This is a genomic window from Fodinicurvata sp. EGI_FJ10296 (assembly GCF_040712075.1).
Taxonomy (GTDB): Bacteria; Pseudomonadota; Alphaproteobacteria; order DSM-16000; family Inquilinaceae; genus JBFCVL01.
Window position 1 is genome coordinate 365,275 of record NZ_JBFCVL010000001.1, and the last position, 23,106, is coordinate 388,380.

Here is a 23,106-nt window from a genome sequence, read left to right on the forward strand (position 1 = left end):
CTGTGCGGGCAGGAACTCACGCGATGACGATGGGTTCGCAGACCACGCGGCGGATCGGATCGTTCGGGTCGATCGCGGTCCAGGTATTCGGCCTGGTCAGAACGGTTGTGTCTCCCGGCTCGACCGCATCGAGACGTTGCGGGTTCACGCAATCATAGATCTGCCGCTGAAGGACCATCGACCCGAACCGCTGCACCAGCATCACATCCACGACAGCGAGGGACGGAGAGTCTGCCGGACGGACGATGGTGGCACGATCGACGGCGGCAAAGCGCTTGACCGGGGGCGCGATCAGTGTCCAGGGCTCAAACGGGCTGGCGCCGGTAGCCGTTTCCACGACGATCACACTGGCGGGCAAGGTCCGGGCGACCGATCGAAACCATGTGTAGTCGGTCCAGACATGGAAAACGAGCATCGCAATGCCGGCGCCGATGATCGGCAACCATCCCGCAGTGGGCTTTGCTACCATCCGTCTGAACGCAATAACCAGAATGGCGGCCACGATACCAATCGATACCGTACTCAGAATTGTCAGCAGCATCGTTCGCATGCCTCGGTTCGGCGCCGCGAGGGGGCGGTGTTTTCTTGGTGCGCCTGTGGCCCCCGAGATAGACCTCGTGATAGCCACAAGGAAGTTACCACGTCGAACGGCCGATTCGAGGCCAAATATTTGGATGCTGAGCGTCATCGGCGTTCCGACGTTGCCAAGCCCGCCGACCATGGGCACCATCAGGCTGAATCAGACATCCATATTCAGGAGCCCCGGCCCTTGTCAGCATCGACCCCATCGCCCGACAGCCACCCTGGAAGCGCATTGTCGGCTGTCCGCCAGCCGATCCTTGACCTGCCGAAAAGCGGCATTCTCGATGTCGTGGACTATGCGCGCGGCCGCGACGACATCCTGGCGCTCTGGTTCGGCGAAGGCGACCTGCCGACTCCATCCTTTATCTGCGACGGAGCGTCGCGCGCCATGGCCGAGGGTCATACATTCTATACATGGCAGCGCGGCATCCCGCCACTGCGCGACGCCCTGTCGTCCTATCTCGGCCGGTTGCATGCCCAGCCGGTGCCCGTCGACCGGATCACGGTGACGACATCCGGCATGGCAGCGATCATGATCACGATGACTGCCCTGGTCGGTCCCGGCGACGGCGTCGCCGTCGTCAGCCCGGTCTGGCCGAACGTCTTCGCCGCGGCAGAGATCGCCGGCGCCCGGGTCACATCGATCCCGGCTGAACGGGAGCCGTCGGGCCACTGGACTCTGGATCTGGACCGGCTGTTCGCCGCCTGCGATGCCGATCCGTCGATCAAGGCGATCTTTCTCAATTCGCCCTGCAATCCCACCGGCTGGGTCTGTCCGGCGGCGGACATCGCGCGTCTGCTTGACTACGCCCGACGGCGCGGCCTCTGGATCATCGCCGACGAGGTCTATGGCCGCTTCACCTACGACACGGTCAGTGGATCACCGGCCGCCACCGCGCCAAGCTTTCTGGACATCGCCGATCCTGAGGACCGTCTGATCGTCGTCAACACCTTCTCCAAGAACTGGTGCATGACCGGATGGCGTATCGGCTGGATGGTCACGCCGGCATCGTTGGGGCCGACCCTGGAAAAGCTCGTTCAATTCTCGACGTCCGGCACCGCACCGTTCCTGCAGTATGGCGCGCTGACCGCTCTTTGTGACGGCGAAGACTTTTTCCAGGACCTGCTCGCCCGCTGCGCCGCTGCCCGGCATACCGTCGTTGACACGCTCGCAGGCCTGCCGTCCGTTGACCTGGCGGCGCCGATGGGCGGATTTTACGCGTTCTTCCGTGTCGCGGGAGAACCGGACAGCGCCCGGCTGGCCAAACGGCTCATCGATGATGCCGGTGTCGGGCTGGCCCCCGGTGTGGCTTTCGGGCCCGGCGGCGAGGACTATCTGCGGCTGTGCTTTGCCGGGTCGCCCGATCTGGTCGCACGGGCGACGAAACGGCTGGCGGACGCTCTCAGCTGACCGCCGGCCCGGCGCGGGAAGCATTCAGGCCGGCCCCACCGTGCCCTCTGGCCGGTCGCGCGGCGGGGCCGCGACGGTCATCAAGATGGCGCCGCCCGCCGCCAACGCCAGGACGATCGTGGCCATCCCCGCCCGCTGGCTCTGAAACAGGCTGGTGGCAACGCCGTACATCACAGGCCCGATGAACGAGATTGACTTGCCGGCAAGGGCATAGAGGCCGAACATTTCCGTCTCCATGCCCTTTGGCGCCATTCTTGCCATCATGGATCGGCTGGCCGCCTGCGTCGGACCGACGAAGGTTCCAAGTGCCAGCGCCAGTACGATGAACAGTGTCGCATCGGAGATGGCCAGAATCGTAATCCCGAGGCCCACCAGCGCCGACAGCGCGACCAGGATCGTCGGCTTGGGTCCAACCCAGTCATCGATGAAGGCGAAACCGGCCGCGCCCAGTCCCGCTGTCACATTCAGGCCGATCGCGAACATCAGGATCTGTTCAAAGGTCAGGCCGAATGTCCCGGCGGCATAGAGCCCGCCGACCGCAAACAGCGTCGAGAGCCCATCGCGATAGAGCGCGCTGGCGATCAGGAAGCGCACCAGATTGGCCTGTTGTCGAATCTGTTTCAGGGTATGCCAGAGGATCGACAGACCCCTGGTGATCTGGCGTGGCATTGGTTCGCCGGTGGGCGGCGTGTCCGGCGTGAAAAGAAAAAGCGGTATCGCGAAAACCGTGAACCACACCGCGACCAGCAGGGCCGTGGCACGCACATTCTCGGCGTTCTCCGTCGAGAAGCCGAATATCGGCGTCTCGGCCTGGACCAGCAGGAAGAGACACGCCGCAAGGCAGGCAAGGCCGCCGGCATATCCCATGGCCCATCCCCAGCCGCTGATCCGGCCGATCATGCCGGGCGGTGCGATGGTGGGCAGCATGGCGTTGTAGAAGACGGAGCCCAGCTCGAAGGCGACAGACGCGATGATGATAAGGACGAGCGCATAGATCACGAATGCGTCATCCGGCTCGGCGAACCACATCATGGCCGTTGCGGTGACGGTCACCGCCAGAAAAAAGAGGATCCACGGCTTGCGCCGGCCGCCGCGGTCCGCGATGGAGCCGAGAACGGGGCTGAGTAGCGCCACCGCCAATCCGGCAACGCCGATGGCATAACCCCAGACCGCAGCGCCGTCGGTTTCGTCGCCATAGATCCCGCGCGCGAAATAAACCGAGAAAATGAACGTGCCGATGACGGTGTTGAAGGCAGAGTTGGCCCAATCATACAGGCACCACGCTCCCAGACCCAGACGCCGGCGCGCCGGCGTCTGGGCCGCGTGACTGTCAGCAGGCGATATATCGGTGTTGCGATCGGGCACGGGGGTTCGGGCTTTCCTGGTCGATCCGAAAAACGCCCGAGACCCTACCACGGCAATTCCTGCCGCAATCACGATAAAATGCCGTGCCCGCAACCGATTCGGTCAGATGCCGCTCCCGCTGCGCGTGAACGACACCCGCGACCGGTTATTCTTCGCCTTCGTACTCGGGAAGTTCGTCGAATTCTGCCTCGGTTATCGACAGCACAACGACTTCGTTCTCCTGGTCGAACGTGATATCGGCAACATCGACCGCCTTGGTCTCGGCGCCGAGTCCCAGCAGGCCGCCGGTCTCGATGAGGATTCTGCCACCACCCTGCTGAATGACGTCTTCGACTTCGCCAAGTTCCTCACCATCGCTGCTTTCGACCGTCGCGCCGATCAGCGCCTCGGTATCCAGGTCGCCGAGAACGGTGGCACCCGCATCCGCGCCTGCTTCCGCTTCGGTATCCGTTTCGGTGCCCATATCGGCATCAGCATCCACGTCCATATCGGCGTCCGCATCGACATCGGCGCCGACGTCAGCATCGGCCTCACCGTCCGTGCTGCCTTCGGTTTCGAGCTCGGCTTCGATATCGGTTTCCGCGCCGACGCCGGCGTCGGTATCCTGCTGCGCAGCCACCAGTGAGGTGCCGGACATGGTCAGTGCCAGAGCGGACACGGCGGCGATAAGTTTGCTTCTCATTTGATCCTCCAATGCAGAGATGAACGAGAAGGCATTTGGCGCCTTCAATCATAACAACACGGAGACCACTGGATGAAGTCCATGCTCGACGAATGTTGTCACACGCTGTGACAAAAAACGTGGCTGGCGTTATTGATGGAACCTTGTCGGAGCGACTAGTAACGGCTCAGCTTTTCGTTATTTCGCATCGATCATGACGGCATTTTCTTAAAATACCGCCACGACGCGATCAGATTACTCCCCGCCGCCTAGCCATGCTTCCAGCCCGGGGAGGCCCTCCAATCCGGCCGGTGCCGCCAATGCATAGGCCAGCATCCCTTCGGCGCGATACTGGAAGGCGATGTCGTCACGTTCGATCGCGTTCTGGAAGCGACCGTCCTCACTCCAGTTGGGCTGGACGTAGAGGCTGACTTTTCGCCCCTCGTCATCGATATAGTGGAAGACCGCGCCGACCCGGCCTTCTACGGGAATAATTTCCGACGACACGAGACGGAACGAGTCCCGCGACATCGGCGGTTGGAAACTGGCTCCGCCCAGTCCTTCGGCAAGGGTCGTCAGAACCGAACTCAACCGGTCTTCGCTGATGGCGTCGCTGGCCGTATCCGGCGAATACAGATTATAGGCGGAATAGGCCTGATTCATGAAGGTCTGGGCCTGCGCTTCGGCATAGATGCCCTGAATATAGCGCGCATGCCCGATCCAGCCGCCTGCCAGAGACGCGCCGAGCAGCAGCACGGTACCCGTCGCGGCGACGGCATACCGCCTCCACCGAGTCCGGGATGCACCAGCCCCGGATTTTCCAGCACGTATATTGCCGCCCCTCGCATCGCCATCCGAAAGCAATCCCGGCCTTCCCTGCAGTGCCGCGGCCGATTCCTTCCCCGGACTCGCATTGGCGGGTTCGGCCGCAGGCTGCCCATAGATAAGGCGGCGGAGATGTTCCGGCGTTTCGGCCGGCAGTTTGCGATCGTACAGCGCCCGTAATGCCGCGCCCTGGAACCGGTAATCCTCTGCCCGAGCCATCGCCTCGGGATCGTCGCTCAACCGATATGCGGTATACGCAAGCTGCTCCGGCGCCATTTCGCCATCCAGATAGGCGTTCAGCTCGTCATCGGATATCTTGCGGGATGCGTCTGTCATTTGACCTCCCGAGCCTGCTGTTGAGTGTCGGATGCTTCCAGCCAATCCCGCAACGCGGATCGTGCCCGCGAAAGCCGGGATCGAACAGTGCCGACCGGCACATCGAGCGTCTCTGCCGCCTCCTCGTAGCCCATTCCCTCCAGACCAATCAGGAATAGGACGGTCCTTTGATCGAATGGAAGGCGCCACAATGCCGCTTCAAGATCACGCAACATAATGTGGTCGTCCTGGGTAGCTGCGGCAATGTCCGACGGCACCGTCCCGTCCTCTGTCGTCGACTCCCGCCAGCCGCGCCGTTTCCCGTTAATGAACAGATTGTGCTGAATTGTGAACAGCCATGCACGCATCTTCGTTCCGGGTGTCCAAAGATGGATTCGGCTGAGGGCCCGGACGAGCGTGTCCTGTAACAGATCATCGGCCGCCGTCGCGTCGCGGGTCAGAAACAACGCATACCGTTGCAAGTGCGGTATTTCCTGCTCAATCAGACTTTGCGGCTCGGGCATGATGTCCATGGACAGTGTCGGTGCAGCGCGGTCCGGCACGAGGTCCGTGGCGCCTGACGTGATTATCATCGTACCACGCGGTTGACAACATGTTGTCACAAGCACAGCCCACGCGGTGAACGCGCCGCAAGGGACGGCAACCGGGCACCGGCAACGTCAGCTTCTGCTATGCCGCCTTCAGGCGATGACGAACGCGATCACCGCCGCAACAAAGGCCGCCGCCAGACCGAAAACCAACCGCCCAAGGGTGGCGTGACGCATGACCCCCTCCTGTCAATCGTACTTGAATCTTTCGGCGACGATCCGATCGCCTGGCACGCCCATACCCACCAGCGCATCCTCCACCACCGTCATCATCATGGCCGGCCCGCAAACCAGATAGAGTGTGTCGCGAGGAAGTGCGTCCGGCAGACATGCGCGCAGTACGTCGGGCGTCAGATTCCCGACTTTGCCCGTCCATCCCTCGGGCGGCTCCGACAGGACCAGATCGACCCGCATGTCAAGTACAGCCGCGGCCTGCTCCAGGCGATCGCGGTACATGATCTGGGATTCCAGACGATTGCCGTAAATCAGATGAACCGGTAGCGGATAATTCGTATCGACCAGATGCGCCAGGATTCCCGCCATTGGCGCCAGCCCGACGCCCCCGGCGATCATGACCAGGCCGGCGGAATCGGCGCTCTGCGCGGCACCTTCCGGCGCGCGTCCGTCGACAGGACGATCGCGGCCAGTCGTCGTGAAGCTCCCGTGCGGGCCGTCCAGAAAAGCCCGTGTACCCGTTGCTATTTCGCCGATCCGACTGGTGAAATCACCACTTTCCTTGATGGCGAAACCGATCCTCGGCAGGGCGGATGGCGGCGTCGCTATCGAGAACGGATGCTCGGTGAGGCTATAGGGTTTGTGGCCCAGATTGAGCCAGGCGAACTGGCCGGGTGCGTGCACCGGAATCCTGCCATCGGCATGCTCCGGTTCGACGACCACCTCCCAGGTCCGGTCGGCGATCCGGCGATTTGACACGACGCGATAGGGACGGCGAGCCTTGATGACGGGCTTGACACCGTAGACGAACAGCACCGATCCGACGGCCACCGCCGTCATTGCCATCCAGTACCACGCCAGCAGCCCGGAACCGCTGTGGGTCCCGACTGCCAGAGTGTGATCCAGCGCCAGAACGGCAATAGCAACCGCGCCGACGCCATGGCTGAGGCGCCAAGCCTCGTAGCCGACCCCAAGCCGGTCGCGGAAGATGGCCATCACGACCAGGACGATCAACAGTACCCATGCGACGACACCGGTGCGGAGCCCGGTCGATGAGACCATCCCCACAAGCATCGCCCAGGCACCGGCCGGATTGTCGGGGAGCCGGGCCAAGGGGTAGAGCAATGGGTGCGCAACGATGAAGCCGAGCACGATCCACGCGGCGAGTTGATGGAAACGCATCGTGACATCGATGCCCACCTTGCCCGAAACACGCTCGAACCGTCCTGACAAGACGAACTGCACAAGCATCAGCGAGAAAGCCACCATCACAAGTCCGCCGGAAAGCGCGCGCAGAATTGGCTGGTCGCCCGCATCGCCGAACCAGGCAATGATCAACGGCAGAATGCCCAGCAGAAAATACCCGCCGATCAACGCGGCGGGCGAAAGTCCGGGCAGGTGCCGCGGGGCTTGGGTCGATGGCATGACGGCTCCGTTGCAGGTTTCGGTCGTTGCCAAACTATTGCGCCGGCCAGAGTTCGACATTGAGCAGGATCAATGTCTGACCGAGACGTCGCCCTGTTGATCGGTGGGACCGCTTTCCGCTGCCGGATCCTCAACGGGATCCGCTGCCGGCCCCACGGTTGGCCCGGATTCCGGTTCGGTCCCGTCGGCTTCGACCTCAGCCATCGACAGGGATGCCTGCGTGGAGTTGCGCGCGATCCCGACATAGCTGCCCTTCTCGTCGGATGACGGCGCCGATCGCTGACGCAGGCGGTGCAGGGTGAACAGCGTGAACACCCCGTGGACGGCCGCCGTGAATGCGAACAGGCCGCTATCGCCCAATTGGCGCATGGCCAGAGCTGCCATCGCCGGCCCGACCGCCGCGCCGATGCCATAGACGACAAGAAGGCCGCTGGAGGTCGCTACAAATTCATCCCGCGGCGTGAAATCGTTGGCATGAGAAACCGCCAGCGGATAAAGCGGGTAGATGAACAGACCATAGACGCCGACGCCGACGATCAGAACCATCGGCGACAATGCTGGCAGGAACCGCGGGCCGGCGACAAGGGCGATGCCGATCACGCTGGCAGATACCGTGCAGGCCAGCATGATCTTGCGTCGGTCGAAGATATCGGACAGCCGGCCGAGCGGAAACTGGGCCAGGGCACCACCCAGCAGGGACGCCGCCACGAACAGCGCGATCTCCGGCGTCGCAAGACCGAGGCGCTGGGCGAAAACGGCGCCCAGCGCACCGAACGCGCCATTTGCCAGGCCGACAGCCAGACACCCGCCGACGCCGACCGGCGAAATCTGATAGAGACGCCGAATATCGAGCCTGATGCGGGAAACCGTCGCCGGCGCCGCGACCTTCGACAGCGCCGTGGGAATGAGCGAACAGACAACCGCGATCGTTGTAATCGCAAAAAGCGTGAATGCCATGGGATCGGCCGCGCCCAGCAGCAGGGTCCCGGCCATCACGGCCGCCAGGTTGACGGCCATATAGAGGGAAAAAACCAGCCCGCGGCTTGTATTGGTGGCCTTTTCGTTCAGCCAGCTCTCGGTAATCATCGCCAGCCCGGCAAGGGCGAACCCGGTGATGACGCGCAGCGCCACCCACGCATATTCATCCAGTATCAGGGGATAGAGCAGAACGGTCGCGGCGGCGATCGCCGACAGGACGGCCAGGGTTCGGACATGCCCGACGCGTTGAATCATCCACGGCGTAATGAGACAGCCCAGGATGAATCCGACCGCATGAGAAGCCCCCATCAGGCCGATCGACAGGATCGAGAATCCTTCCAGCCCCGCCCGAACCGGCAGCAGGACTGCCTGCAGGCCCGTACCAATCAGAAGTATCGCGGCGCCCAGAAGAAGGGCAGAGATTGGCAGCAGGGTCTGACGCATGAATCGGGCCGATAATTCGCGGAAAAGGGGTCGCGGAAAACGGCGACCGCAGGGACTGATTCCGCCGTAGGCGCATGGCGACCCGAGACGATGCCAAAGACGCCGACGCCGTTGCCTTACTTTCCGTGAAACAGCCCCGGGACGTCAATGGCGTCACGGCATCTGCGTCACATTTCGTGATCGGACTGCTGTACGGGCATCGGGCTTACAACCGAGTCCGGCACCATGATCCGTTCAGGATCCTGGCCGGCGTCCATGTTCGGAACAACGGATCCGGCCGTCGTGGCGGTTGTCGTGGCCGGCGCCGACTCCGGTGGCTCGGGCACCTGGACCGGGACCGGTGGTGGATCGTCGGGGGCCGCGCCTTCGCCCTCCAAAGGCAGTGTGCCCGCGGGATGCGTCAGGGCCGGACTGGACAGTCCTCCGGCCTTCATCACCTCGTGGACCGAAATGCCGAGATCGCGGATCACCTCCGGCTGCGCGTCGCCGGCCAGCGCAAGCGCCAATGGGCCATCATACCAATAGGCGGTCGAGACGTCGTTGTGCTGCGCTGCGCGAAAACGCGGCTGGCTTTCCTGCCATCGGGTCGTCATGAACAGCGCCAGCCTCTCGCCGGCCGAATCCGTGTAATTGATTTCGACGATGTCGCCCTGCCCGGTCTCGGCCACGCGCTGTCCGACCATTGTATAACCAAGGCCGGTCAGATCCGGCGCCTGCACCTCGAATGTCATCCGGTCGTTCAAAGCTGAAACGGCGGCCGCATTGCCATCGCCTGCCGATGCCACGGTGACCGGGCCGCTCGATCCGTCACCGGCGGCGTCGAACTGCGGTTCGTCCAGATAGGCCGTCGTAACCTGGGAAAGAAGCCGCTGATCAACGGCCAGGCCTGTCGGTGCCTGGGTCTGACCACCGGCCCACCAGCCCAGAAACCCGGCCCCGAGGACCGAGGCCGCCATGGCCGCGACCCGGGTTGCGCGCATCGGGTTTCTGTCAGAGCGGCCGCGAAGCGCCGCTTCCAACCGCTCGGGTACCGGTTCGGTAATGACCGGGTTATAGAGCGTCCTGATCGCTTCGGTGATGGCAATATCGGTCTGGATATCTGCGGCGTCATCCGGGCGCGCCGCAAGCCACGCTTCGACTTGCCGATGCCGATGAGGATCGAGGCGTCCGTCGACATAAGCCATGAGATCGAAGTCGCTGACGGCAGGCTGCGCGGCCTGATGGCTGTCGGCCGTATGTCCGTTGGTTCGATCGTTCATTTGACTCTCCTCAACCAGCCGGGGCCACCGGCACCCGTCGCGCCTGCTTTCTCGTCGACCTTCTCGCCGGCACGGGCACCGGCTTGACGGCCAGCGCCCCGGGCCACCAATGCCCGCAGCGCTTCCCGTCCCCGCGAAACCCGCGATCTCAGGGTCCCGATCGGGATTCCCAGAGTTGCCGCCGCCTCGTCATAGGGCATGCTTTCCAGGCTCACCAGCAACACCGCGTCGCGTTGCTCGGGCGGCAATTCCTCCAGTGCCTGGGCGACCCGCCAGCATTCGATACGCTTGTCCGGAGCCCCGTTGACCGACAATATATCCGGCGCCAGGCTGTCCGGCGCGTCGTCGATATTCACCTGAGCCTGCTGGCGTTTTCTTGCGCGTCCGCCATTGAGGAACAGGTTGTACAACATTCTGAACAACCAACTCCTGAGGCTGCCTTTCTGGGTCCAGAGCTGTCGCTTGTTGATCGCCCTTTCCAGACAGTCCTGCACGAGATCGTCGGCCTCGTCGGCGTTGTTGGTGAGCGACCGAGCATAGCGCCGAAGATGCGGGATCTCCTGCGCGATCAGCCATTTCGTGTCATCCACCCGTACTTACCTCCAGGCTCGGAACGTCGCAGCATGCTCGCTGTCGAAAGGACACTGTAAAACCCGAAACGGTTCCCGTCAGAAAAATCAGGAACCGATCGCGACCCCGTCTTGTCCGTTGGGGGAGCCGCAATCAAGCGGCTTGACGAAAGCAGACACCAACGGAGTTTCCGATGTTCAGGAACACCACGCGCACCGCCGTTCTCGCTCTTGCAGCGGCCGCATTCGTTTCGGGCCCCGCCCTTGCCCAGGAACAACAGCCACAGCAGCCGCCCCAGATCGAAGTGAACGACAGCCAGCTGGATGCGTTCGTCGATGCCACCGTCGAAATCGTCGACATCCGCGAGGATTACCAGTCGCGGGCGGCCTCCGTCGAATCGCCCGAAGAGATGGGTGAACTCGAAACACAAGCCAATGCCGAAATGATCGACGCCGTCGAAGGCGCCGGTCTGCAGGTTGAGGAATACAACCAGATCGCTCAGGCCGCACAGCAGGATCCGGAACTCGATCAGCAGATCGTCGAGATGATGACCGAGCGTCAAGAGCAGTAGTCTTTTCTCCAGTGGACGATAACCGGTCCCTTGGCCCCAAGGTTCGGTTAATTCTCCGGCGTCGCGGACTTCGCGGCGCCGGCTTTTTTATGCCGACTCTATCAAACGGCTTTCCACGAATCGCGCAAACAGAGCCGTAACATCACCGGCAACCACATTCGACGGGACCTCGGGGAACGCGCCCTGCAGGATGGCCGTCGCCTCTGCCGGAGACAGCGGCTCGGCCAGCAACGCCCACATTCCCCGCGCCGTGGCGTTGAGCGCATGGACTGAACCGTACTGCGGATGGGCAACGAACATTGTGTCACCCAGGGTAACCTCGTTCGCGTCGGCAATACGAACATACTGTGCGGTCGGGTCCGTTCCGGCGGACAGATGCCTGCCCGCCACCGCTTCCGGACCCGTCGCTTCCGGACCCGCCGACCCGCCGGCCGCCGCCTGCGAAGGCGCGCGCGATGGCAAACTGTGGCCGGCGGCGACACTTTCAAGGGTATTCAGCAGCGTGACCGCAGCCTCGTCGGATGCCGAATAAGTCAGTCGGATGCAAAGTGACGATGCGACGAGCGCCACAACCTGCTTGACTAACTCTTCGATCAACATCGAGCCGGAGAATGTCTTCACGATCAGTTCGGCGAATGCCGCGTCCGGATCCATGCACGCCACCTCGGCCGGCCCCTCGGTCCGGCGATCCAAAAAAACCAGCCCACCCAGGGGCGCGGTTGAGCCGAACGGCGCCTGCGCGATCGTGTCGGGCCGCAAATAGAGATAGCGTCCGTCTTCCGGTCCGCGGTGGTCGTTGTCACCCTCCGCAACAATCCTGCCTTGAATGGCTGGCGGCAGCGGAAGCCGAAGCCGCGGGGGAATTCCCATCGACATCCCGACGCGCGCATCGAGATCGACAAGAAGAATGTCATCGGTGAAGACCCTGACTCCCCTGCAGGCAAGATCGGCGATCAACGTGCTTTTGCCGGCCCTCCAGGGGCCGACCAGCAGGACGAGGCAGCCATCGACCTCGATCGCACCGCAGTGGAGACAGCGCCAACGCGGCTGTCCGTCCGCATACGCGCGGACGAGGTCGACCAGCAGGCTGCAGGCCGCCGCAACCGGTGTATCGGCCGCCAGGTCCTCGCGGCGCCACGGCGCGCAGACACGGTAGCCGACGCCCTCGCGCCGCACGGCGATTTGTGGCGGGAGGGACGGTTCGAGGGTGCTTTCGAAATGCCAGCCCCAGAGCAGGGCTCTGAGGACGGACGCGACGTCAGCCGCATCATCAAAGCAGACCGGGTGATAGACGCCAGTGAAACGGGCGCTCGAAGCTGCCTTCCCCAACCGGCTCAAGCCGGAATCCACGCGTTCTTAACGCCAGAAAAAGCTCGGCCACCGAATGGTCCAGTTGCCGGAGGCCGATGATGAGCCGCCTCTGGAATCGCTGCCGGCGCTTGCCCGGCTTGCCGAACTGCCGCGACTGGCCGGACTTCCCCGACTAGCGGGACTGGCGGCACTGGTAGCGCTGGCTGCACTGGCAGCGCTTCCCCCGCTGCCGGCACTGCCGGACGAGCCCGAACCGTTTGACGCGGCCTGGGCCGACCCCAGGCGCGAAACGCTTGGCGCCAGGTATGCGGCGCCCGCCGCAAGTCCCAGTCTGGTGAGAAACTGCCGGCGATCCGGACGGGTATCGCTGTCCCCGTCGTTGTCGTTTACGTTATCGCTGGGCATCGACGTCTCCCTTATGCAGAAGGCCACGCAAGCGAACAGCTTATCACCGGGACCAGCGAGATTTGTGACTAATGGGAGACAAGTGCAGCACCTGTAATGGGCCGCCCGAAGCCTGCATTCCTCCGCCAACATTCCTGAGGACGTCACAACACCATCATGCCTCGCAACCGGCGATTGGCGACCGCAAGCATGCTGAGGTCGAGGTGGTCCATGGCCTTCAGCTCGGTAACCAGCTGATCGACCCGGTCGACGGCATCCGGCCGACCCGAGATCCACCGTTCAAGCGCATCGTGGGCGTCACCGATGGCGCAGCCACCCGGACCATCCTGCCTCAGCGCACCGATGACGCGAATGGTCAGGTCGGCCTGAAGGGCATAGAGATCATCCACGATCGCCGCGACGGCCTGCTTGTGCCAGTGATCGGTCGATTTGCTGTTGGTCGCGGCATCGCGCAACCAGGCCAGACCGAGCCGGTCGCCCAACGCGAAGTACAGCGGCGCCGCGTCGGACAGGGACAGCGAGAAATCGTCCGTGATCCGGATCAGATCGGTTGCGGCGGCCATCAGATTCAAGGACGAGACCCGCAGCGCCAGTTCCCTCGGCACGCCAGCCTCGATCAAGCCATCGGAGCGTGCCTCGATGACCTGCCGGGCCGCCGGATACAGGACCGAATCCAGCGACCCCGTCAGCGTCTCGATCCCCTGGCGATAGCGGTCGGCCAGGTCGGCAATATCGAGCCGGTCGCCGCAGTTCCTGAGGAACCAGGCCGTCATGCGGTCGACGAGACGGATTGTCATGGACATCATCCGGATCTGGGTTTCGGCAGGCACCTTGTTGTCGAGCGCCTCGATCGATGCCCAGATCGCCGGCAAGGCGAAACTGCGTTCCGTCATGAGATAGGCACGGGCAACATCCGCCGGACCCATGCCGGTTTTCTCGACCATGTCCATGACGAAGGTCGGCGTCGTCCTGTTGATGATCACATTCGTGACGATGGTGGCGATGATCTCGCGGTGCAGCTTGTGACGGTCGATCGCATCGCTGTACCGGGCCAGAGCGTCGGGGAAATACGACCTGAGATCGGCCGTGAGACTGGGATCGTCGGGCAGCGTGCTGGCCAGTATGTCGTCGTAGAGGGTGATTTTGGAATACGACAGAAGGATCGACATTTCAGGCCGTGACAGGCCCGCGCGATGAGCCGCCAGATCCGCCAGGTCCTCGTCGTCGGGCAGGGCCTCGATCGCCCGGTCGAGCCGCCCCGCCTTTTCGAGCCCCTTCATGAACCGGGTCTGCTGATCCAGATGCTCCGATGCCTCCGACATCACCAGACTGAGCGCCTGGGTCTGGAGATAGTTGTCGCGGAGTACGAGTTGCGCCACATCGTCGGTCATCGACCCGAGCAGCGCGTTGCGCTGTTTCAGAGTCATGTCGCCCTCGGAGACGACATCGTTCAGCAGAACCTTGATATTGACCTCGTGGTCGGAGCAATCGACGCCCGCCGAATTATCGATGAAGTCGGTATTGACACGCCCACCGGCGCGGGCGAATTCGATGCGCCCGCGCTGCGTTACGCCCAGATTGGCGCCTTCTCCAACCACGCGCGCGCGGATGTCGCGGCCATCGATACGCAAGGCATCGTTCGCCTTGTCGCCAACATCGGCATGGGACTCCGAGGAGGCCTTGATATAGGTGCCGATCCCGCCGAACCAGAGCAGATCCACCGGCGCCCTGAGCAACGCCGAGATCAATGTGTTCGGCGTGACGCTGGCCTGGGTCAGCCCGGTCAGCGTCTTGATCTGAGGCGTGAGCGTAATCGATTTCGCCTTGCGATCGAAAACGCCGCCCCCTTTCGAAATCAGCGCCTTGTCGTACTGGTCCCACGACCCGCGACCCAGTTCGAAAAGCCGTTTACGCTCCTTGAACGTCACAGCCGGATCGGGGTCCGGATCGATGAAAATATGCAAATGATTGAAGGCGGCCTGAAGGCGGATTCCCTCCGACAGCAGCATGCCGTTGCCGAAAACATCGCCGGACATGTCGCCCACGCCGATGGCGGTGAAAGTCTGGGACTGGGTATCGAGACCGAGTTCCCGGAAATGCCGCTTTACGGACTCCCACGCGCCCCGCGCGGTGATGCCCATCTTCTTGTGATCGTAACCCGCCGATCCGCCCGATGCGAAGGCATCGTCGAGCCAGAACCCGTAGGACTGGCTGACGCCGTTGGCGATGTCGGAGAAGGTGGCCGTGCCCTTGTCGGCGGCCACGACGAGGTAGGGATCGTCCTCGTCGTGGCGGACCGTCCGTTCGGGATGCACGACACTGTCGCGAACGATGTTGTCGGTGATGTCGAGCATGCCGCGCATCAGCGTCTTGTAACACTCGATTCCTTCGGCCTGCATGGCTTCGCGCCCGCCCTCGCGCGGGGGTCTCTTGACGACGAACCCGCCTTTCGATCCCACCGGCACGATGACGGCATTCTTGACCACCTGCGCCTTCATCAGCCCCAGAATCTCGGTTCTGAAATCCTCGCGCCGGTCCGACCAGCGGATGCCGCCGCGGGCAACCTTGCCGCCGCGCAGATGAACCCCTTCGACGCGCGGTGAGTAGACGAAGATTTCCCGCCACGGACGGGGCTTGGGAAGGTCGTCCAGCATCGCGCTGTCGAGCTTCAGCGACAGATACGGCTTTGGCTCGCCGTTGTCGTCCGTCTGGTGGAAATTCGTCCGCAGTGTCGCCCGGACGCAGTTGATGAACCGCCGGAGGATCAGGTCCTCGTCGAGATTGGACACTTCGTTCAGCTGCGTATTCAGCACGTCCAGCACACTTTCTTCCACCGCCTCGCGGTCCGCACCGTCGGGCCCATCGACATCGAAGCGGACCCGGAAAAGATCGACGATCTTGCGCGAGATATCCGGATGGGCAGCGAGTGTGTTTTCAAGGCTGTCCTGGCTGAAGGTAATCCGCGCCTGCCTGAGGAACCGGCCATAGGCCCGCAACACGACGACCTCGCGCCATCCCATGCCTGCCAGCAGAACGAGGCGATTGAACCCGTCATCCTCCATGCCGCCTTCCCAGATGCGGGCGAAAGCCGACTGGAATTTTTCCTTCAGTGTCTTGACGTCGATGGCGGACCCGTCCTGGGTCTCGGTCGCGAAATCGTGAATCCAGACAAGGACGCGGCTGGTTTCGTGGTCATGGCCGCGCACGCGTACGTCATAGGGATTCTCCGCGATCACCTTCAGGCCCATATGCTCCAGCATGGGAAGGACATCGCTGAGCGGCACGGGCTGGCCGGCATGGTACAGCTTGAAACGGACCTGGTGGTCGTCGGATTCGATCTCGCGATAGAGATTGAGACCGATCCGGCCGGTGCGGATGACCTCCTCGATACGGTCGATATCGTTGATCGCCGCCTGCGGAGGAACGGCTTCCCGATAGCTTGTCGGGAACGCCTCGCCATATTGCCGCAGCAGAAGGAGACCACGCTCCTCGCCCCGTGCCTCGATCAGGGAGTCGCGCAGATGATCGGCCCAATACCGGGTCGCCTGGACGAGCCGATCCTCGATCTCCTTGACATCGACGGCCGGAATCTTGCCCGGCTGGGTGCTGATGACAAAGTGTACGCGCGCATGCGCCGCCTCGCCGAATTGCGGAACGAACGACTGGATTTTCCCATCGAATGCGGATTCCAGTATGGCCTCGAACCGCCGTCGCAAATCGGTGTTGTACCGGTCGCGCGGCGCGAACACGAGGCATGACACGAACCGCTCGTACGGGTCGCGACGTACGAAAAGGGCGGTGCGCTGGCGTTCCTGAAGATGGAGAATGCCCAGCGCCATATCCAGAAGATCATCGTCGCCGATCTGGAACAGTTCATCGCGCGGGAACGTGTCCAGGATATGAGTTAGCGCCTTGCCGTCGTGGCTCTGCGGATCGAAGCCGGCTGTCGCAAGACAGCGTTCCACCTTGCGGCGCAGGAACGGAATGTCGCTGGCGGAGCGGCTATAGGCCACCGACGTGAAAAGCCCGACGAAAATGTGCTCGCCGGCAACGTTGCCGTTCTTGTCGAAGGCCTTGACGATGATGGTGTCCATCGCGGTCGCCCGATGAACGAAGGATTGCCGATTTGCTTTCGTGACCATCAGAAGGTGCGGCTGGCGCATGAAGGACTGGACGTCCGGCGGCAGTGCGGAGAATTTGCGCATGCCATCAAAGATCGAAACGTCCGGATCGGACAGCACGCCCAAGCCGGAATCCGCCACCGGACTCAGTTCCGTCCGGCCGCGCTTGTCGGCGTTGAACGCATAGTGCCGATACCCCAGAAACGTAAAATGGTGGTTGTCGAGCCATTTCAGGAAATCGCTGATCTCGCCGCGGTCCTGGCTGCCGCCGGGAACCGTGGCCGATCCGAGATCGGCAATGACCTCCTGTATCTTGTCGCGCATGGACTGCCAGTCGTCGACGGCCGACCGCACTTCCTTCAGGGTCCGCGCGACCTCTTGCTCAATCCGTTCCAACGTCTCGGGCGAGGTCTGCTCGTCCACCTCGACATGCATGAAGCTTTCGAGGCCAAGGCCCTCATCGCCGGCATCGGCCTTTGCCCGGTCCACCATGCCGCCTTTCGACGCCCGGGTGACGTCGCGGACGGCGGTAAGCCGTCCCTTGTCGTCGCGCTGTACCGCGAGGATCGGATGCACGACGATGTGCACGGTGAGAGCGAGAGCGTTTAGAGCCGACGTGACGCTGTCGACCAGGAAGGGCATGTCGTCGTTGATCACTTCAACGACGGTGTGGCTGGTGTGCCAGCCTGAGGCGTCGTAGGTGGGATTGAAGACCCTGATGCTCGGTTCCGGGCCGCGTCTGGCTCCGAACTGCATCAGCCCCAGGGCGGCGCCATACAGGTCGTCGGCCCGTTCGACCAGAATGTCGTCGGGCGGAACGTGGCGGTAATAGGCACGAATGAACGCCTCCGCCAGTTCGGTCTTGTCGGGCCCCAGCCGGGTATGGGCGATTGCCACGACCTCGTCGATCAGTTCCGCCTTCTTCTTGTCACCCGTGGTCGGCATCGCTTCCTCACTCCCCTGAATTTTTCTCGTGCCTGGCCCGGCAGCACGGCGCCGGTCGCGAGCATCCGCCGCCGTCAATCACGCCCGCGACTCACCGTCAGGCTAACCAATCCGCGGACGGAACCCAACCTTCACACGCGCCGGGTGACGACATATTCGGCGCCGACGGCGACCGGCGCGTTCGGGCTGCGCGGCCCATTCGACGCGTCGAAATCCGCTTTCGGATTCCACGGATACTCCCGCGGATCAAATTAGGTCAGGATCTTCCAAAATCGGAAGAAACGGATATGAAATTTCCAACAGTAATCGGGGATCCACGATCCTCGACAAATCACGATGGAGGAAGTGCGAGATGTCAGCTATACGGAATCCGATGGCACGCAGCCTGATACTTGCGGCAGCCGTCACACTATTTGCGCTGCCGGCCAACGCCGAAGATATGCCGAGTTCGGCGCTGCAAGCGGCCGACATGAGCGGCGTTCCCGAGGGGTTCGATTCAGAAACCTGGATGGCGGCCGGCGGGACAGCATCCGTGATCGATCACCAGAACGGTTCCCATATCATCGAAATAACCGCCGACGACCTCGTGCCGGACGGCATCTATACCATCTGGTGGGTCAACGAGGCGACTTTCGGCATGGATATGGGCCCTGGTGGCGGCCTTCCCGCGAATACCTTCACCGCCGACCACGAGGGTAACGCCGCAACGCAGATTGCCGTCGACAGCGACAATGACTATCAGATGATGGTGATCGCCTATCACGCCGATCATCGAACTCACGGCGATATGCCGGGCGAAATGGGCGAGGTTACCTTCGAACATCTCATGGGACCGTGGCCGGGCCCGGGCGGCGAAATGCCGATGTAACGGCGCCGGTTCCCACGAAGAATAATGACCGGGTTGCGGACAAAAAAGGGGGGTGGATTTTTCCACCCCCGAACATTCCGGTCGTCAGAAATCTTTACAGCTTTGGCGGAATACCGGTATCAGTAAATCGTGTAGCTGCCGAGTTCGCAAAGATCGACAGTATCTTCAAGAACATCGCCGTCGCCGAATTCCATTCGCAGGTCGTAGTCGCACTGGCTGCGGCCGTCGGCGATCGTGACCTGAGCACTTTCGCCGCTGTAGAGGATGTCGTCACCCAGGATATCATCTTCCCAGTTCGCGACATCCGTTGGCGAGGCATAGAAATAATATAGATCTGCTGCACTGTCATTGGACAGGGTAAAAACAAGATCTTGAGCAAAAGCCGGCGTAGCGGCGAAACCTAACGAAAGCGCAACCAGTGCTGAACGAAGCACGCTTTTCATTTCTGTTTTTCCTAAAAGGGGTAAAAGTGATCAGGCATCAGATAGCACGCTGTCACAGTACCTAATAGCTCTATTTTATGGTTAATTATTTTTTCTTCGGGCTGGCACGACGCCTGCCGTCAGGCGAAAATGACGATGCCGGTACCATCGGCAACGCTGGCCCAGATTTCCTCGACCTCGCGGCTGGTGACAGCGATGCATCCGTCGGTCCAGTCCCGCCGGGGATGACCGACAGCGGCGGCGTCACGATCATTCGGCAAACCATGGATCATGATCGCCCCGCCCGGATCCACCCCGCGTGAAGCGGCCAGTTGACGATCGACGTCATTGGGATACGAGACATGCAGCGAAAGGTGGAAATCACTGTTCGGGTTGCGCCAGTCGAGAATATAGGCACCCTCAGGTGTGCGCTGATCGCCCTGCCGGCCCTTGTGCCCGGTAGGATTTCCGCCGAGAGCCACGGTATAGCGGCGCAATCGTTCGCCATCGCGCATCAGGTGCAGTTCGCGGCGTGATTTGTAGACGACGACCAGATCGGCCAACCGGAGATCGGCGCCATTGCGCATGGCTGCAGTCGCCCGCGCCGCCAGTGCCGGCGTCGCCGATCCGGCGGTCACCAGGCCGATGGCAGCCAGGCTTGCACCGATGCCGGCCCCCGACAGAAAGTTGCGCCGGGTCGTGGTGGCATCGGTTAGAAGATCGCGTCGATACTTCATTGGCAGTTCGCCCCACATTCAATCACTTACAGGAATTTCTTTACCGAATCTGATCGCCCGGTCAATCAGTTTTGTGGCAACCGGATCAATGGCGCCCCCCTTTACAGAAGATCCGCTGTCTCCAGGTTGTACTCCCGCAATGGCGTATGGATGGCCCGCTCGCCGCCCAGATAGCTGGCATAGAGCGTAAACGTGGTCATCGAAAGCGGCGGCGACCGGAAGAGGCCGTTATTCTCAAGCCAGCGGCCCACACGGTTGAGCGGCGTCGACTGAGGCAGCCGCGCCAGTGTCACATGCGGCCTGAATTTGCCGCCGTCGGCCGGAATGCCGGCCTGGCGGACAGCACCGTCGACTTTTTCCTTCAGCAGGCAGAGCGCATCGGAACGTTCAACGCCGACCCAAAGGACGGTCGGCTTCCGGCTGCTGCCGAAATGACCGACCCCGGTCAGCCGGAGATCGAATCCCGGCGCGTCGATGCGGTCGAGCGCCGCGGCGACCTCGTGAGCGACATGGTCTTCGACCTCGCCCACGAATCGCAGCGACAGATGCAGATTGTCCCGGTCCATCCAGCGGGCGTTGGGAACGCCCGTCTGGATCATGGCGAGGCGATCACGGATCGCCACCGGGAGCGGAAGGGCAACGAAAAGCCTGAGCATGACGGCGGCTCCCTTTCCGGTTGCCGGGGAAGCCTCTTGAGCATCCTTCCGACGATGCATCTATCGGATCACGATCTCCGCCGCCCGGGCAAGTGGTTTGGTGCCCCGGGACACGAATCAGGGACAGGGATTGGAGATTTCGGCGTGTACCGCCTCGATCTCGGTCAGCACCGCTTCGCTCAAGGTAACGTCCAGACTGTCGATCGCGGTGCGCAGCTGCTCGGGCTTGCTGGCGCCGACGATATTGGCGGTCAGGAACGGACGGCTGTTCACGAAAGCGTGGGCCATCTGCACCGGGTCGAGACCATGCCGCTCGGCGATTTCCACATAACGCCGGGTTGCTTCATGGCCGCCCGGCTTGTCGTAGCGCGACTTCTGCTTGAAGACGTCGGCGCGGCTGCCCGGTGGCACCTTGCCGCCGAGATACTTGCCGGAAAGAAAACCGGCCGCGATCGGCGCATAGGCGAGAAGGCCGACATGCTCGCGCATGGCAATCTCCGCCAGGCCGACCTCGAAACTGCGGTTCAGCAGATTGTACGGATTCTGGATGGAGACGATGCGCGGCAATCCCGCCGTCTCGGCCAGATGCACCATCTTCATGACGCCCCATGGCGTGTCGTTGGAAACGCCGATGTGACGGATCTTGCCGGCTGTGACCATCTCGTTCAGGGCGCCGAGCGTCTCTTCCAGCGGCAGTTCGTCTGCATCGGGATCGTGGCGCCATCCCAGCGTCCCGAAATTGTTGGCCGTCCGGTCGGGCCAATGGGTCTGGTACAGGTCAATATAATCTGTCTGCAGGCGCTTGAGGCTGTCGTCGACCGCCTGGTGGATGTTCTTGCGGTCCAGCCGCGGCTTGCCGTCGCGGACATAGTCGAACCGCGACTCGCTTGGCCCGACCAGCTTGCTGGCCAGAATGACACGGTCACGGTTGCCGGTCTTCCTGAACCAGGTGCCGATGATTTCCTCGGTCCGGCCATGCGTTTCGCGGCTGGTTGGCACGGCATACATCTCTGCCGTGTCGAAAAAATTGACGCCGCGGTCCAGCGCATAATCCATCTGCGCATGACCCTCGGCTTCGGTATTCTGGAAGCCCCAGGTCATGGTACCGAGACAGATTCTGCTGACCTTGAGACCGGTTCGGCCAAGTTCGCCGTATTCCATTGGATAGTGTTCCTTGGATTGGAAAGAAATTGGGAAAAGGAATCAGGAATTGTCGGTCCATAGGGTAAGCACCGCGGCCCGGCTGTAAAGGGTTTCGCCCATGATCGGTGTATCGGCCTGAAAACCGATCATCGGCACCGGCCCAAGTCGATCGGCGATCCGCATGAAGTCGATTCCCGGGTTGCCGAAGATGGATGTAGCGCGATCGCCGCAGGTGATCAGGTGCGCCGCCCTGATATGCGCGCGACCGGCGCGGCGGATCAGGCGGTCGACCATGCGGTCCAGCGCGGCGATCGCCGATGCCTGGTCCCGGCGCACGAAGACGATACCGTCACCCGGCGCCGGGTCCGTCGTCAGCCTGATCGCGTCCTGACAGCCACCGGGCCAGCCACCGGGATCAACGATCGAGGCGACGGCATAGTCGCCGGGCTCGATGACCTGGCCATTGCAGGCCCGGCCTGCCGGGGACCCGTTGCGCCCGCGTATCAGCCCGGCGAACACGAAACCCTGCGTTCGCTGCGGATCGCGGGCCAGAAGATCGCCGATATCCTGATGAAAGGCTGCGCGGGCAGAGTGACCGTCAAGACCGGATACCACGCCGCCGTCGGCGTCGCTGACCCACCGGACCGGGCCGATGGGCGCACACCCCTGTGCCAGACCGGATATCCCACGGGCCGCGCCGGCGAACAGAACCCCCGTCGCCCCGCCTTCGGCCACCACACCGCAGATCTGCGGACGCGCGGCCCCCGGCCCGGCACCATCGCCCACCGTTGCCCCGACCAGCGCCAACGGTTCAGCCGAACCGGGGATGTCGCCGCAGACCGCCCGCAGGGACCCGGCCGCCTGGACGGCCGCGCGGCTCGGCTGGTCGGCATGAAACATGGCGGATGGTTTGCCTGCGGACTGCATCCAGTCAAATAGTCCGGGTTCGGGCGTTCCCCCGGGGCTTTCGGGTGACAGCCTTATCAGCCGATGAGAGTCGGCAGGCAGGGCCAGAATCATCATCGCCACCCCCGGCCCGCTACCGGCGCCGTCCACTGAAACCTCTGGACCAAGCACTTCCGGACCTCGGGGACCGACCGCCATGACGGCGTCACTGCCGGCACCGACCCAATCGTCGATGCCCGTCAGCCGCCGCGCGAGGGTGGCAATGCTGCCGGCGTGGGGGGCGAATGCCGTGCTGAAATACAGAAAGCCGAGACCCGAACTCGGTATCGGGCCGAGTTGGTCGAGACAGGATTTCACCGCGATAGCCCAATCCGCCGCGCCGCCTGCGCCCGTCCGCCCGACAG

At 62.8% G+C, this 23,106-nt stretch carries 20 protein-coding genes; 4 read left to right on the forward strand and 16 right to left on the reverse strand.

Going from position 1 to position 23,106, the window contains the following annotated elements; translation table 11 throughout:
* Positions 1-16 precede the first annotated feature (16 nt).
* Positions 17-541 (reverse strand): hypothetical protein, encoded by a 525-nt coding sequence (locus ABZ728_RS01670; protein WP_366653865.1) that lies wholly within the window; start codon positions 539-541, stop codon positions 17-19.
* Positions 542-769: 228 nt separating this feature from the next.
* On the opposite strand from ABZ728_RS01670, the gene ABZ728_RS01675 reads away from it, so the two are divergent.
* Entirely contained in the window at positions 770-1,993 is a 1,224-nt protein-coding gene (locus tag ABZ728_RS01675) for a pyridoxal phosphate-dependent aminotransferase (protein ID WP_366653866.1), read from the forward strand.
* Between the two features lie 24 nt (positions 1,994-2,017).
* Here ABZ728_RS01675 and ABZ728_RS01680 read toward each other — a convergent pair whose 3' ends face one another.
* From ABZ728_RS01680 to ABZ728_RS01715, 8 genes are all read right to left on the reverse strand, one after another.
* Positions 2,018-3,430 (reverse strand): MFS transporter, encoded by a 1,413-nt coding sequence (locus ABZ728_RS01680; protein ID WP_366653868.1) that lies wholly within the window; start codon positions 3,428-3,430, stop codon positions 2,018-2,020.
* Positions 3,431-3,503: 73 nt separating this feature from the next.
* Entirely contained in the window at positions 3,504-4,040 is a 537-nt protein-coding gene (locus ABZ728_RS01685) for a PRC-barrel domain-containing protein (protein WP_366653869.1), read from the reverse strand.
* Between the two features lie 234 nt (positions 4,041-4,274).
* Positions 4,275-5,180, reverse strand: coding sequence for a hypothetical protein (locus tag ABZ728_RS01690; protein WP_366653870.1), 906 nt, complete (start codon positions 5,178-5,180; stop codon positions 4,275-4,277).
* Positions 5,177-5,752, reverse strand: a complete 576-nt coding sequence (locus ABZ728_RS01695) for a sigma-70 family RNA polymerase sigma factor (protein WP_366653871.1) — start codon at positions 5,750-5,752, stop codon at positions 5,177-5,179. The genes ABZ728_RS01690 and ABZ728_RS01695 overlap by 4 nt, the downstream gene beginning before the upstream one ends.
* Before the next feature lie 204 nt (positions 5,753-5,956).
* Positions 5,957-7,366, reverse strand: coding sequence for a ferric reductase-like transmembrane domain-containing protein (locus ABZ728_RS01700; protein ID WP_366653873.1), 1,410 nt, complete (start codon positions 7,364-7,366; stop codon positions 5,957-5,959).
* Positions 7,367-7,435: 69 nt separating this feature from the next.
* A complete protein-coding gene (locus ABZ728_RS01705) occupies positions 7,436-8,788 on the reverse strand; it encodes an MFS transporter (RefSeq protein WP_366653874.1) in 1,353 nt (450 codons plus the stop codon).
* A gap of 167 nt (positions 8,789-8,955) precedes the next feature.
* Positions 8,956-10,047 carry a hypothetical protein gene (locus tag ABZ728_RS01710; RefSeq protein WP_366653875.1) on the reverse strand — a complete coding sequence of 364 codons (1,092 nt, stop codon included), beginning with the start codon at positions 10,045-10,047 and terminating at the stop codon, positions 8,956-8,958.
* Entirely contained in the window at positions 10,044-10,637 is a 594-nt protein-coding gene (locus tag ABZ728_RS01715) for an RNA polymerase sigma factor (protein WP_366653876.1), read from the reverse strand. The genes ABZ728_RS01710 and ABZ728_RS01715 overlap by 4 nt, the downstream gene beginning before the upstream one ends.
* 173 nt (positions 10,638-10,810) lie before the next feature.
* Between ABZ728_RS01715 and ABZ728_RS01720 the strand changes: the two genes are divergently transcribed.
* Positions 10,811-11,188 (forward strand): DUF4168 domain-containing protein, encoded by a 378-nt coding sequence (locus tag ABZ728_RS01720; RefSeq protein WP_366653877.1) that lies wholly within the window; start codon positions 10,811-10,813, stop codon positions 11,186-11,188.
* An 87-nt stretch (positions 11,189-11,275) separates the two neighbouring features.
* On the opposite strand, the gene ABZ728_RS01725 is transcribed toward ABZ728_RS01720, so the two are convergent.
* Entirely contained in the window at positions 11,276-12,526 is a 1,251-nt protein-coding gene (locus ABZ728_RS01725; RefSeq protein WP_366653879.1) for a PqqD family peptide modification chaperone, read from the reverse strand.
* Positions 12,527-12,572: 46 nt separating this feature from the next.
* Between ABZ728_RS01725 and ABZ728_RS01730 the strand changes: the two genes are divergently transcribed.
* Complete coding sequence (locus ABZ728_RS01730; RefSeq protein WP_366653880.1) at positions 12,573-13,001, forward strand: hypothetical protein; 429 nt, start codon at positions 12,573-12,575, stop codon at positions 12,999-13,001.
* A gap of 46 nt (positions 13,002-13,047) precedes the next feature.
* On the opposite strand, the gene ABZ728_RS01735 is transcribed toward ABZ728_RS01730, so the two are convergent.
* Positions 13,048-17,970, reverse strand: coding sequence for an NAD-glutamate dehydrogenase (locus tag ABZ728_RS01735; RefSeq protein WP_366653882.1), 4,923 nt, complete (start codon positions 17,968-17,970; stop codon positions 13,048-13,050).
* Between the two features lie 352 nt (positions 17,971-18,322).
* On the opposite strand from ABZ728_RS01735, the gene ABZ728_RS01740 reads away from it, so the two are divergent.
* A complete protein-coding gene (locus ABZ728_RS01740) occupies positions 18,323-18,838 on the forward strand; it encodes a hypothetical protein (protein WP_366653883.1) in 516 nt (171 codons plus the stop codon).
* A gap of 119 nt (positions 18,839-18,957) precedes the next feature.
* On the opposite strand, the gene ABZ728_RS01745 is transcribed toward ABZ728_RS01740, so the two are convergent.
* The 5 genes from ABZ728_RS01745 to ABZ728_RS01765 form a co-directional block, all read right to left on the reverse strand.
* On the reverse strand, positions 18,958-19,281 hold the full coding sequence (locus ABZ728_RS01745; RefSeq protein ID WP_366653884.1) for a hypothetical protein: 324 nt from the start codon (positions 19,279-19,281) through the stop codon (positions 18,958-18,960).
* Positions 19,282-19,400: 119 nt separating this feature from the next.
* On the reverse strand, positions 19,401-19,997 hold the full coding sequence (locus ABZ728_RS01750; protein WP_366653885.1) for a L,D-transpeptidase family protein: 597 nt from the start codon (positions 19,995-19,997) through the stop codon (positions 19,401-19,403).
* Between the two features lie 101 nt (positions 19,998-20,098).
* Positions 20,099-20,653 (reverse strand): RNA 2',3'-cyclic phosphodiesterase, encoded by a 555-nt coding sequence (gene thpR, locus ABZ728_RS01755; RefSeq protein WP_366653886.1) that lies wholly within the window; start codon positions 20,651-20,653, stop codon positions 20,099-20,101.
* 117 nt (positions 20,654-20,770) lie between these two features.
* Positions 20,771-21,814: an NADP(H)-dependent aldo-keto reductase gene (locus ABZ728_RS01760; protein WP_366653887.1), complete on the reverse strand. Its 1,044-nt coding sequence runs from the start codon at positions 21,812-21,814 to the stop codon at positions 20,771-20,773.
* 42 nt (positions 21,815-21,856) lie between these two features.
* Complete coding sequence (locus ABZ728_RS01765) at positions 21,857-23,059, reverse strand: FIST N-terminal domain-containing protein (protein ID WP_366653888.1); 1,203 nt, start codon at positions 23,057-23,059, stop codon at positions 21,857-21,859.
* Positions 23,060-23,106 lie beyond the last annotated feature (47 nt).

What these genes read in the sequence shown, in the direction of transcription:
- ABZ728_RS01745 (WP_366653884.1), bottom strand. Translation starts at nt 19,281, where the DNA reads ATGAAAAGCGTGCTTCGTTCAGCACTGGTTGCGCTTTCGTTAGGTTTC.
- thpR (WP_366653886.1), bottom strand. Translation starts at nt 20,653, where the DNA reads ATGCTCAGGCTTTTCGTTGCCCTTCCGCTCCCGGTGGCGATCCGTGAT.
- ABZ728_RS01760 (WP_366653887.1), bottom strand. Translation starts at nt 21,814, where the DNA reads ATGGAATACGGCGAACTTGGCCGAACCGGTCTCAAGGTCAGCAGAATC.
- ABZ728_RS01735 (WP_366653882.1), bottom strand. Translation starts at nt 17,970, where the DNA reads ATGCCGACCACGGGTGACAAGAAGAAGGCGGAACTGATCGACGAGGTC.
- ABZ728_RS01730 (WP_366653880.1), top strand. Translation starts at nt 12,573, where the DNA reads ATGGTCCAGTTGCCGGAGGCCGATGATGAGCCGCCTCTGGAATCGCTG.
- ABZ728_RS01720 (WP_366653877.1), top strand. Translation starts at nt 10,811, where the DNA reads ATGTTCAGGAACACCACGCGCACCGCCGTTCTCGCTCTTGCAGCGGCC.
- ABZ728_RS01690 (WP_366653870.1), bottom strand. Translation starts at nt 5,180, where the DNA reads ATGACAGACGCATCCCGCAAGATATCCGATGACGAGCTGAACGCCTAT.
- ABZ728_RS01670 (WP_366653865.1), bottom strand. Translation starts at nt 541, where the DNA reads ATGCTGCTGACAATTCTGAGTACGGTATCGATTGGTATCGTGGCCGCC.
- ABZ728_RS01710 (WP_366653875.1), bottom strand. Translation starts at nt 10,047, where the DNA reads ATGAACGATCGAACCAACGGACATACGGCCGACAGCCATCAGGCCGCG.
- ABZ728_RS01750 (WP_366653885.1), bottom strand. Translation starts at nt 19,997, where the DNA reads ATGAAGTATCGACGCGATCTTCTAACCGATGCCACCACGACCCGGCGC.
- ABZ728_RS01700 (WP_366653873.1), bottom strand. Translation starts at nt 7,366, where the DNA reads ATGCCATCGACCCAAGCCCCGCGGCACCTGCCCGGACTTTCGCCCGCC.
- ABZ728_RS01695 (WP_366653871.1), bottom strand. Translation starts at nt 5,752, where the DNA reads ATGATAATCACGTCAGGCGCCACGGACCTCGTGCCGGACCGCGCTGCA.
- ABZ728_RS01740 (WP_366653883.1), top strand. Translation starts at nt 18,323, where the DNA reads ATGTCAGCTATACGGAATCCGATGGCACGCAGCCTGATACTTGCGGCA.
- ABZ728_RS01705 (WP_366653874.1), bottom strand. Translation starts at nt 8,788, where the DNA reads ATGCGTCAGACCCTGCTGCCAATCTCTGCCCTTCTTCTGGGCGCCGCG.
- ABZ728_RS01685 (WP_366653869.1), bottom strand. Translation starts at nt 4,040, where the DNA reads ATGAGAAGCAAACTTATCGCCGCCGTGTCCGCTCTGGCACTGACCATG.